Source organism: Kitasatospora sp. NPDC057940, assembly GCF_042887425.1.
Lineage (GTDB): Bacteria > Actinomycetota > Actinomycetes > Streptomycetales > Streptomycetaceae > Kitasatospora.
On sequence record NZ_JBHVPH010000025.1, the window covers coordinates 54,006 to 65,572 of the forward strand.

General features: G+C 71.3%; 7 protein-coding genes. 3 read left to right on the top strand and 4 right to left on the bottom strand.

From position 1 onward, the window contains the following. Window positions 1-142: 142 nt before the first annotated feature. Complete coding sequence (locus tag ACFVTF_RS29750; RefSeq protein WP_387817448.1) at window positions 143-1,558, top strand: amino acid permease; 1,416 nt, start codon at window positions 143-145, stop codon at window positions 1,556-1,558. Between the two features lie 64 nt (window positions 1,559-1,622). On the opposite strand, the gene ACFVTF_RS29755 is transcribed toward ACFVTF_RS29750, so the two are convergent. Beyond that, window positions 1,623-2,255, bottom strand: coding sequence for a disulfide bond formation protein DsbA (locus ACFVTF_RS29755; RefSeq protein ID WP_371516944.1), 633 nt, complete (start codon window positions 2,253-2,255; stop codon window positions 1,623-1,625). A 225-nt stretch (window positions 2,256-2,480) separates the two neighbouring features. On the opposite strand from ACFVTF_RS29755, the gene pepN reads away from it, so the two are divergent. Next, a complete protein-coding gene (pepN, locus tag ACFVTF_RS29760) occupies window positions 2,481-5,045 on the top strand; it encodes an aminopeptidase N (RefSeq protein ID WP_387817449.1) in 2,565 nt (854 codons plus the stop codon). Window positions 5,046-5,101: 56 nt separating this feature from the next. Here pepN and ACFVTF_RS29765 read toward each other — a convergent pair whose 3' ends face one another. Both ACFVTF_RS29765 and acnA read right to left on the bottom strand, forming a co-directional pair. Beyond that, a complete protein-coding gene (locus ACFVTF_RS29765; protein WP_387817450.1) occupies window positions 5,102-6,439 on the bottom strand; it encodes a glycoside hydrolase family 18 protein in 1,338 nt (445 codons plus the stop codon). 186 nt (window positions 6,440-6,625) lie between these two features. Continuing rightward, entirely contained in the window at window positions 6,626-9,271 is a 2,646-nt protein-coding gene (gene acnA / locus ACFVTF_RS29770; protein ID WP_387817451.1) for an aconitate hydratase AcnA, read from the bottom strand. 479 nt (window positions 9,272-9,750) lie between these two features. On the opposite strand from acnA, the gene ACFVTF_RS29775 reads away from it, so the two are divergent. Next, window positions 9,751-10,362 carry a superoxide dismutase family protein gene (locus ACFVTF_RS29775; RefSeq protein WP_387817452.1) on the top strand — a complete coding sequence of 204 codons (612 nt, stop codon included), beginning with the start codon at window positions 9,751-9,753 and terminating at the stop codon, window positions 10,360-10,362. Window positions 10,363-10,401: 39 nt separating this feature from the next. On the opposite strand, the gene argF is transcribed toward ACFVTF_RS29775, so the two are convergent. Continuing rightward, window positions 10,402-11,403 (bottom strand): ornithine carbamoyltransferase, encoded by a 1,002-nt coding sequence (gene argF, locus ACFVTF_RS29780; protein ID WP_387817453.1) that lies wholly within the window; start codon window positions 11,401-11,403, stop codon window positions 10,402-10,404. Window positions 11,404-11,567: the final 164 nt, after the last annotated feature.

The following is an 11,567-nucleotide window of genomic DNA, read 5'->3' on the forward strand; positions in this document are numbered from 1 at the left end:
GACGCTGCGTCACCGGCCGCACCCGCTTGGTCACCGCGTGGTCCGCATGGTGGGCCCGGGGTCCCAGTTCTTGGCATGAACAGAGGTGTCGCCGGATATTGGACAGCTCATGCCGCATTCCGCACAGTCTGGATCCAGCCCTATGGCCCCCACCTCCGCGCCCAAGGCGTCCGGGACCACCGACGCCGACGGTGCCCCGGCCACCGGCCAGCAGCTCGCGCACGGCCTCAAGCAGCGCCACCTGTCGATGATCGCGCTGGGCGGGGTGATCGGCGCGGGCCTGTTCGTCGGCTCCGGCGCCGGCATCGCGGCCGCCGGTCCGGCGATCATCCTGGCGTTCACCCTCTCCGGCCTGCTGGTCATGCTGATCATGCGGATGCTCGGGGAGATGTCGGCCGCCCGCCCCGCCTCCGGATCGTTCTCGGTGCACGCCGAGAAGGAGATCGGCCCCTGGGCCGGGATCACGGCCGGCTGGATGTACTGGGTGATGCTGTGCTGCGGCGTCGCCGCCGAGGCCACCGCCGCCGGGAAGATCGTCAACGGCTGGGTGCCGGGCGTCTCCTCCTGGGTCTGGGTCGGCCTGTTCATGGTCTTCTTCTGCGCCAGCAACCTGACCGCGGTGAAGAACTTCGGCGAGTTCGAGTTCTGGTTCGCCGCCATCAAGGTCGCCGCGATCCTCGCCTTCCTGGTCCTCGGCGGCCTCGGCATCGCCGGGGTGATCGGCCCCGGCGCCCCCGGTGCGACCAACCTGACCGGCCAGGGCGGCTTCCTGCCCACCGGGGTCAGCGGGCTGATCGTCGGCCTGCTCGCCTCGGTCTTCGCCTACGGCGGGCTGGAGACCGTCACCATCGCCGCCGCCGAGTCCGACGACCCCCGCAAGAACGTCGCCAACGCGGTGCGCACGGCGGTGTGGCGGATCGCGATCTTCTACATCGGCTCGATGGCCCTGGTCGTCACCCTGGTCTCCTGGAAGGACCCGGCGGTGGTCGCCGACGGCCCGTACGTCACCGTGCTGCGGCACCTCGGGGTGACCGGCGCCGGGACGATCATGGAGGTGGTGGTGCTGATCGCGCTGCTCTCCGCTATGAACGCCAACATCTACGGCGCCTCCCGGATGGCGTACTCGCTGGTCGGCCGCGGCCAGGGCCCCCGGGCGCTGGCCAAGGTCTCCGGCGGGGTGCCGCGCCGGGCCGTGCTGGCCTCCTGCCTGTTCGGCTTCGGCGCCGTGCTGGCCGCCAAGTTCTGGCCGGAGACCGTCTTCACCTGGCTGATGAACACCACCGGCGTGGCCATCCTGGTCGTCTGGCTGTTCATCTGCCTGGTCCAGCTGCGGATGCGCCGCCGGCTGGAGCGCGAGGCGCCCGAACTGCTCACCGTGAAGATGTGGGGCTACCCGTACCTGACCTGGATCGCGATGGCCGCCGTGACCGGCATCCTCGCCCTGATGACCACCACCGAGGGCAACCGGCAGCAGCTGTACGCGGCCGGGGTGCTGGTCGCGCTGCTGAGCGCCGCCGGCCTGGTCAAGCAGCGGCGGGACGCGGCCGCCGCCCGCTGACCCCGGCACGCGCGAAGGGCCCGGTACCGCCTGCTGCGGTACCGGGCCCTTCGCGCGCCCCGCGCTACTCGAACGACGGGCCCGCCGTACGGGTCCGCTTGATCTCGTAGAAGCCCGGGGTGGAGGCCACCAGCAGGGTGCCGTCCCAGAGCCGGGCCGCGGCCTCGCCCTTCGGGGCCGGGGTGACCACCGGGCCGAAGAAGGCGACCCGCTCGCCGTCCGCGCCCTCCACCGCGATCACCGGGGTGCCGACGTCCTCGCCGACCAGGGTGATGCCCTCCTTGTGCGAGGCGCGCAGGGCCTCGTCGTACGCGTCCGTGTCGGCCGCGTCCGCCAGCCCCACGGGAAGCCCGGCGGCCACCAGCGCCGCCTCGACCGTCTCCCGGTTCTGCGGCAGGCCCTGGTTGTGGAAGCGCAGGCCCAGCTCGGTGTAGAGCCGGCCCAGCACCTCGTCGCCGTGCTCCTGGGCGGCCGCGATGCACACCCGCACCGCGCCCCAGGCGTTGTCCAGCAGCTCGCGGTAGTTCTCCGGGAGGTCGCGGTCCTCGTTCAGCACCGACAGGCTCATCACGTGCCAGTTCACGTCCACCGGACGCAACTGCTGCACCTCGATCAGCCAGCGGGACGTCATCCACGCCCACGGGCAGGCCGGGTCGAACCAGAAGTCGGCGGTCTTGCGCTCAGCGGCAGTCGTCACGGCTGTCGTCCTTCGTGAGGTGATGACGAGGCAGGCAGGCGCGCCACCCCGACCCGTCAACACCCGCCCGCCGCCGCTGATTCCGGCCCCGCCGGGACGGCCTGTGCAATGGTACCGGCGAGGGAGGGCGTGAAAGGATGCCCCTGCGGGGCGCGGCACACCGCGCGCCGAGACCGCACCACCCACAGACGCACCACCGTGCGAGCCGGACAAAGGAGTACCGCCGTGCCGGGCAAGAACCTGAGCCGCGACGAAGCGCAGCAGCGGGCCAGCATCCTGGCCGTGGAGGGCTACCAGGTCCGGCTGGACGTGACCTCCGCCCCCGATCCGGCCGCCGCCACCTTCCGCTCCACCACCACCGTCACGTTCCGCTGCTCCCGGCCCGGCGCCGACACCTTCCTCGACCTGCTCGCCCCCGCCGTCCACGCCGTCACCCTCAACGGCCGCGCGCTCGACCCGGCCACCGCCTACGACGGCGCCCGGGTGCACGTCGACGGCCTCGCCGCCGAGAACGTCCTCACCGTCGAGGCGGACTGCGCCTACAGCCGCACCGGCGAGGGCCTGCACCGCTTCACCGACCCGGTGGACGGCGAGACGTACCTCTACACCCACTACGAGCCGGCCGACGCCCGCCGGGTCTTCGCGACCTTCGAACAGCCCGACCTGAAGGCCCCGTTCGGCTTCACCGTCACCGCCCCCGCCGCCTGGGACGTCTGGTCCAACGCCGTCCACGACAAGGTCACCGAGGAAGGCGCCGCCCGCACCTGGGAGTTCGCGCCGACCCAGCCGATCTCCAGCTACCTCACCGCCGTCGTGGCCGGCCCCTACCACGTCGCCCGCGACCACTACAGCCGCGAACTCGCCGACGGCACCACCCTGGAGATCCCGCTCTCCGCGATGTGCCGCAAGTCCCTCGCCCAGTACTTCGACGCGGACGAGATCCTCGGCGTCACCAAGCTCGGACTCGACTTCTTCCACGAGGAGTTCGACTACCCGTACCCCTTCGGCAAGTACGACCAGGCGTTCGTCCCCGAGTACAACATCGGCGCCATGGAGAACCCCGGCTGCGTCACCTTCCGCGAGGAGTTCGTCTTCCGCTCGAAGGTCACCGACGCCGCCTACGAGGGCCGCGCCAACGTCATCCTGCACGAGATGGCGCACATGTGGTTCGGCGACCTGGTCACCATGCGCTGGTGGGACGACCTGTGGCTGAAGGAGTCCTTCGCCGACTTCATGGGCTCCTACGGCCTGATCGGCGCCCGCACCCGGTACTCCTCCGCCTGGGTCACCTTCGCCAACCAGCGCAAGGCCTGGGCCTACCGGCAGGACCAGCTCCCCACCACCCACCCGATCACCGCCGACATCCGCGACCTCGAGGACGCCAAGCTCAACTTCGACGGCATCACCTACGCCAAGGGCGCCGCCGTCCTCAAGCAGCTGGTCGCGTACGTCGGCTCCGAGGCCTTCTTCGAGGGCGCCCGCCGCTACTTCAAGCGCCACGCCTTCGGCAACACCGAACTCGGCGACCTGCTGGACGTCCTGGAGGAGACCAGCGGCCGCGACCTCAAGGCCTGGGCCGCCGCCTGGCTGCAGACCGCCGGGGTCGACTCGCTCACCCCGCAGGTGACCACCGACGCCGAGGGCCGGATCACCGAACTCGCCGTCCTCCAGGACGGGGCGGTGCTGCGCCCGCACCGGATCGCGATCGGCCTCTACGACCGGGACGCCGACGGCTCCCTGGTGCGCACCGAGCGGATCGAGCTCGACGTCACCGGCAACCGCACCGTCGTCACCGAGGCCGCCGGCCGCCCCCGCCCCGCGCTGGTGCTGCTCAACGACGACGACCTGACCTACTGCAAGGTCCGCTTCGACTCCGAGTCCCTGGAGACGCTGCGCACCGGCCTCGGCGACATCCACGACGAGCTGGCCCGGGCACTCGCCTGGTCCGCCGTCTGGAACCTCACCCGGGACGGCCTGATGCCGGCCCGCGACTACGTCGCCCTGGTGCTGCGCTTCGCCGGCCAGGAGGGCAACATCGGCGTGCTGCAGTCGCTGCACGCCCAGGCCAAGACCGCCGTCGACCTGTACGCCGACCCGGCCTGGCGCGGCGAGGGCGGCCGGCAGCTGGCCGACGGCGCCCTGCGCGAACTGCGCGAGGCCGTCCCCGGCAGCGACCACCAGCTGGCCTGGGCCCGCTTCCTCGCCCAGACCGCTGGCGGCGCCGAGCACCTCGGCCTGGTCCGCGGCCTGCTGGCCGGCAGCGCCCGGATCGACGGCCTGGAGGTCGACCAGGAGCTGCGCTGGTCGCTGTGGCTGGCACTGGCCGCCGCCGGCCAGGCCGGCGACGAGGAACTGGCCGGAGAGCTGGCCGCCGACAACACCGCCAGCGGCAAGCGCCAGTACACCCAGTGCCTGGCCGCCCGGCCCACCGCGGAGGCCAAGGCCGCCGCCTGGTCGGCCGTGGTCGACTCCGAGGAACTGCCGAACGCCCTCGTCGAGGCCGAGATCGCGGGCTTCGCGCTGCCCGCCCACCGCGACCTGACCGCGCTCTACGCGGCGCCCTACTTCAAGCTGCTGGAGCGGGTCTGGGCCGAGCGGACCATCGAGATCGCGATGCGGATCGTCAGCGGGTTCTTCCCGCGCGCGCAGACCAGCGAGCAGACCCTGGCCGAGGCCGACGCCTGGCTGGACGGCCACCCGCAGGCCGCGCCGGCGCTGCGCCGCCTGGTCCTGGAGTGCCGCGACGACCTGGCCCGCGCGCTGCGGGCACAGGCCTGCGACCGGGCCTGACCCAGCCGCGAAGGGGCCCGCCGTGCGGACACGGCGGGCCCCTTCGCGTCGGCGCGTCAGTCGCGGCGCAGGCCGCGGTCCAGGGCGGCGATCGCGCTGCCCTGGGCGTCGTCGCCGTCCAGCGACCAGACCATCACGCCGCCCAGGTCGTTCCAGCGCGCGTACCGCGCCTTCTGGGTGAGCACCTCGGCGGTGTCGTAGCTGTAGAAGGTGGTGCCGTCGTACTTCCAGGACGCGCCGTGGTCGCGGTCCACGTACACCTTGCCGGGCAGCGCGTTGACCTCCCGGTAGGAGAGGTCGGGGGCGGCGGCGGTGGCGCTCTGGTAGAGGCCGCCGCGCTTGCCGGGCGCGACGCCCGTCCAGCCGTGGCCGTACAGCGGGGCGCCGAGCACGAGCTGCTCGGCGGGCAGGCCGCGCTCCTGGTAGTGGTCGACGGCCGTGTCGGCGCTGCGCCGGCGGGCGTCCGGGTCGGCCGGGTCGGAGTAGAGGTTGGCCTGGTGGTTGGCCGGGCCCTTGCCCTCCCAGGGGCCGTGCAGGTCGTAGGTCATCAGGTTGAGCCAGTCCACCGACTCGCTCAGCTCGGGCAGTTCGAGCCGGTCGGCGACGGTCTCGTTGGCGGCGACGGCGGCGGTCAGCAGGTAGTGCCTGCCCTTGTCGCCCTTCTTGCCGCCCTCCTTTCCGCCCTTCTTGCCGAAGTCGTCGAGCTGGCGGCGGAACTCCTGCATCAGCAGGGTGAAGTTGCGCCCGTCCTCGGGGCGGACCACGTTGCCCGGGTCCCCGCCGCCGCCCGGGTACTCCCAGTCGATGTCGATGCCGTCGAAGACGCCCGCGGCGGCGCCGGCGCCGCCCTCCGGGGAGCCGGGCAGGACCGGCACGTCGCCCCTGAGGTAGAGGTCGATGCAGGAGGAGACGAACTTCTTGCGCGCGGCGTCGGTGGCGGCCGCGTCGGAGAAGTACTTGGACCAGCTCCAGCCGCCGAGCGAGATGACCGTGCGCAGCTGCGGGTTCTTCGCCTTGAGCTTGCGCAGCTGGTTGAAGTGGCCCTTCAGCTTCTGGCCGGGGGCGTCGGCCACGCCGTCGACCGAGTCGGCGGCGGAGAAGGCGCGCTGGTAGTCGTTGTGGGCGTCGCCCTGGCCGGCGTCGTTGGTCTCGAAGCAGGTGCCGTCGGCGGAGACGTTGCCGAAGGCGTAGTTGACGACGGTGAGCTTCCCGGCCTGGCCGGAGTCCTGGACGCGCTTGGCGGAGCTGTCGGCGCCCCACTGGGTGAAGTAGCCGACCCGCTGGCCCTTCAGCTTGGGGCCGTGCCCGCCGTCGGCGGCGGTGGCGGAGGCGGGGGCGGCGAGCAGCGCGGCGACGGTGGCGGCGGCGAGCAGGGCTGAGGCGCGAGTGGGCATACCGGACCTGTTCTCTGAATGAGCGTCAATTGGTCTGGACCAGATGGGATAGAGGTTTAGTCCATCGCGGCACACCGCACAAGGGGCAGGGCTCAGGAGAGGCAGCATGCAAAAGGGGCCGGACCGCGCGATGCGGTCCGGCCCCTCAGCCACCGGGGCGCTCAGCCCCCGGAACTAGAACTCGGTTCAGCCGATGAGCGAGCGCAGCACGTACTGCAGGATGCCGCCGTTGCGGTAGTAGTCCGCCTCACCGGGGGTGTCGATGCGGACGACCGCGTCGAACTCCTTGTCACCGGCCTTGACCTTGACGGTCTTCGGGGTGCGGCCCTCGTTGAGCTCGGTCACGCCGGTGAAGGAGAAGGTCTCCTCGCCGGTCAGGCCGAGGGACTCGGCGGTCTGGCCCTCCGGGAACTGCAGCGGCAGGACGCCCATGCCGATCAGGTTCGAGCGGTGGATGCGCTCGTACGACTCGGCGATGACGGCCTTGACGCCCAGCAGCGCGGTGCCCTTGGCGGCCCAGTCGCGGGACGAGCCGGAGCCGTACTCCTTGCCGGCCAGGACGACCAGCGGGGTGCCGGCGGCCTGGTAGTTCTGCGAGGCGTCGTAGATGAACGACACCGGGCCGTCGGCCTGGGTGAAGTCGCGGGTGTAGCCGCCCTCGGTGCCCGGCGCGATCTGGTTGCGCAGACGGATGTTGGCGAAGGTGCCGCGGATCATCACCTCGTGGTTGCCGCGGCGCGAGCCGTAGGAGTTGAAGTCGCGCTTCTCGACACCGTTGGCGGTCAGGTACTGCGCCGCCGGGGTGCCCGGCTTGATGTTGCCGGCCGGGGAGATGTGGTCGGTGGTGACCGAGTCGCCCAGCTTGGCCAGGACGCGGGCGCCGGCGATGTCGGTCACCGGGCTCGGGGTCTTGGCCATGCCCTCGAAGTACGGGGGCTTGCGGACGTAGGTGGACTCGGCGTCCCACTCGAAGGTGTTGCCGGTCGGGACGGGGAGCGACTGCCAGCGGTGGTCACCGGCGAAGACGTCCTGGTAGCCCTTGTCGAACATCGCCTCGTCGATGGAGCCGGCGACGGTGTCCGCCACCTCCTGCTCCGACGGCCAGATGTCGGCGAGGAAGACGTCGTTGCCGTCGGCGTCCTGGCCCAGGGCGTCGCGGGTGATGTCGATGTTCATGTTGCCGGCCAGGGCGTAGGCGACCACCAGCGGCGGCGAGGCCAGGTAGTTCATCTTCACGTCCGGGTTGATCCGGCCCTCGAAGTTGCGGTTGCCGGAGAGCACCGAGACGACCGCCAGGTCGGCCTCGTTGACGGCGGCCGAGACCTCCTCGGGCAGCGGGCCCGAGTTGCCGATGCAGGTGACGCAGCCGTAGCCGACCAGGTTGAAGCCCAGCTTCTCCATGTACGGGAGCAGGCCGGCCTTCTCGTAGTAGTCCATGACGACCTTGGACCCGGGGGCCAGGGTGGTCTTGACCCACGGCTTGACCGTGAGGCCCTTCTCCACGGCCTTCTTCGCCAGCAGGGCGGCGCCCAGCATGACGGAGGGGTTGGAGGTGTTGGTGCAGGAGGTGATCGAGGCGATCACGACCGCGCCGTTGTCGATCTCGTACTTCGACCCGTCGGGGGCGGTGACGACGGTCGGCTTCGAGGCCTCGGCGGAGTAGGTCGGCAGCGCCTCGGCGAACCGGGTGGCGGCCTCGGCCAGGACGACGCGGTCCTGCGGGCGCTTCGGGCCGGAGATCGACGGGACGACGGTGGAGACGTCCAGCTCCAGGTACTCGGAGAAGACCGGCTCGACCGACGGGTCGTGCCAGAGGCCCTGCTCCTTGGCGTACGCCTCGACCAGGGCGAGCTGCTGCTCGTCGCGGCCGGTGAGCTTGAGGTAGTTGATGGTCTCGGCGTCGATCGGGAAGATCGCGCAGGTCGAGCCGAACTCCGGCGACATGTTGCCGATGGTGGCGCGGTTGGCCAGCGGGATCGCGGAGACGCCCTCGCCGTAGAACTCGACGAACTTGCCGACCACACCGTGCTTGCGCAGCATCTCGGTGATGGTGAGCACCAGGTCGGTGGCGGTGGTGCCGGCCGGCAGCTGGCCGTTGAGCTTGAAGCCGACCACGCGCGGGATCAGCATGGAGACCGGCTGGCCCAGCATGGCGGCCTCGGCCTCGATGCCGCCGACGCCCCAGCCCAGCACGCCCAGGCCGTTGACCATGGTGGTGTGCGAGTCGGTGCCGACGCAGGTGTCCGGGTAGGCCTGGCCGCCGCGGACCATGACGGTGCGGGCCAGGTGCTCGATGTTCACCTGGTGGACGATGCCGGTGCCGGGCGGGACGACCTTGAACTCGTCGAAGGCGGTCTGGCCCCAGCGCAGGAACTGGTAGCGCTCCTTGTTGCGGCCGTACTCGATCTCGACGTTCTGGACGAAGGCGTCCGGGGTGCCGAACTTGTCGGCGATGACGGAGTGGTCGATGACCAGCTCGGCCGGGGCCAGCGGGTTGATCTTGGCCGGGTCGCCGCCCAGCTCCTTGACGGCCTCACGCATGGTGGCGAGGTCGACCACGCACGGCACGCCGGTGAAGTCCTGCATGATCACGCGGGCCGGCGTGAACTGGATCTCCTGGCTCGGCTGGGCGCTGGCGTCCCAGTTGCCGAGCGCGCGGATGTGGTCGGCGGTGATGTTCGCGCCGTCCTCCGTGCGGAGCAGGTTCTCCAGCAGCACCTTGAGGCTGTACGGCAGCCGCTCGGAACCCTCGACGGCGGAGAGCTTGAAGATCTCGTACGACTCGTCGCCCACCTGCAGCGAGCTGCGGGCGTCGAAGCTGTTCGCGGACACGACTGACTCCTTCTGGGTGCTTCGTGCGGTATCCGGCCGCCACGGTGGTAAGGTCAGCCTTACTTAGGCTTACCTTGCCCGCATCGCCGGCGAGCTCCGCTCGGCAAGTATCTTGATGTCGAGATATATCCTATGGGGCAGTTATCTCGATGTCGAGATAAACCATAGTGCATGCCGTCGCCTTCACCACCGCAGGCATGCCTGGGTCGGCAAAAGCGCAGGTCAGCGGCCGTTCGGGCGGCGGCCAGCCGGCAACGGCAGTGCTGCCGGCCCACCGCCGGCCCGGCACCGGCTCGGTGTCGGCTCGGTGTCGACCCGGCACCGGCTCACACCAGCTCACCACCGGAACCGCCGGTCGGCGACGGGACGAGCAGGAGCGCGCCCGTGCGGCCCGCCCGCCTCCGATTCCGTTCGAGGGTGTCCGCCGGCGCCCGGCGCCGTTGAGCACGGTGTCCGTCGCCCCGCCCGTGGAAGGCCCGATGATGTCCACTCCGCTCGCCGCCGCGCTGCTGCCGCTGGCCCTGCTCGCCCCCGCCGCCGCCTCGTCGGCCCCCGTCACCCCGCGGGCCCCCGTCGCCTCGCCGGGCTCCGCCGCTTCGTCGGGCTCCGCCGCCTCGCCCGTCTCCGTCGTCGAGGCCGCCTTCGACCCCGCGACGGCCTTCGTGCCGCCGACCGCCGTCAGCTACGCGGACGACCTCGTGCCGTACGGCGCGCGCACCCGGATCGTCACCGACCGCTCCACCTCGGGGCGGACGGTGCTCACCATGACCGTCACCGGGCTCGCCCCCGACCACGAGTTCCCGGTGCACCTGCACACCGGCTCCTGCGGGGCCGACCCGGCCTCGTCCGGACCGCACTACCAGGACGCCGTGGACCCGGTGCAGCCGTCCACCGACCCCGCGTACGCCAACGGGCGCAACGAACTGCGGCTGGCGCTGCGCACCGACGCGCACGGCGAGGGCATCGCGACGGCCTCGGTGCCCTGGCAGCCGCGGCCGGGCGAGGCGCGCTCGCTGGTGATGCACGCGGGCACCCCGGCCGGCCCGCACGCGGCGGGCGACCGGGCGGCCTGCGTCAAGCTGGAGAAGTGAGCTCCCGCCTCAGGAGCTCCCTCTTCAGGAGCTCCCGCCTCAGGAGCCGAGGGTGGCGACCAGGACCGCCTTGATGGTGTGCAGGCGGTTCTCGGCCTGGTCGAACACGACGGAGTGCGCCGACTCGAACAGCTCGTCGGTGCACTCCAGCTCGGTCATGCCGGTCGCCTCGTACATCTGCCGCCCGACCACCGTGCCGAGGTCGTGGAACGCGGGCAGGCAGTGCAGGAACTTCACGGCCGGGTTGCCGGTGGCCCGGACGGTGTCCATCGACACCTGGTAGGGCTTGAGCAGCTCGATCCGCTCGGCCCAGACCTCCTTGGGCTCGCCCATCGAGACCCAGACGTCGGTGTAGAGGAAGTCCACGTCGGCCACGCCCTCGGCCACGTCCTCGGTGAGGGTGATCCGGGCGCCGGTCGCCCCGGCCAGCGTCTCGGCCGCCTTCCGGACCCCCTCGGCCGGCCAGAGGGAGCTAGGGGCGACGATCCGGACGTCCATGCCGAGCAGGGCGCCGGTGACCAGCAGCGAGTTGCCCATGTTGGAGCGGGCGTCGCCGAGGTAGGCCAGGGCGGTCCCGGTCAGCGGCTTGGTGCCGTGCTCGGTCATGGTGAGCACGTCGGCCAGCATCTGGGTGGGATGCCACTCGTCGGTGAGACCGTTCCAGACCGGGACGCCGGCGTTCGCGGCCAGCTCCTCGACGATCTCCTGGCCGTGGCCGCGGTACTCGATGCCGTCGAACATCCGGCCGAGCACCCGGGCGGTGTCCCGGATGGACTCCTTGTGGCCGATCTGCGAACCGGACGAGTCCAGGTAGGTCGTGGTGGCGCCCTGGTCGTGGGCGGCGACCTCGAAGGCGCAGCGGGTGCGGGTGGAGGTCTTCTCGAAGATCAGCGCGATGTTCTTCCCGCGCAGCCGGGGCTGCTCGGTGCCCGCATACTTGGCCGCCTTGAGCCCGGCGGCGAGGTCCACCAGGAAGCGGAACTCCTGGGGCGTGAAGTCGAGCTCCTTGAGGAAGTGCCTGTTCCGGAGGTTGAAGGCCATACCGGGCTCCTGGGATGACGGGGCGTACGGGAAAGTAGCAAGTCTATACGATGCTCGGAATTTCTATACAAGGCGGGGGTGGAAGAGGGGGAGCCCCGCCGCGGACTCCCCCTCAACGCCCGGTCGGCCTACAGCCGCGGGCCCCCTCGGCGCCCGGTCGGCCT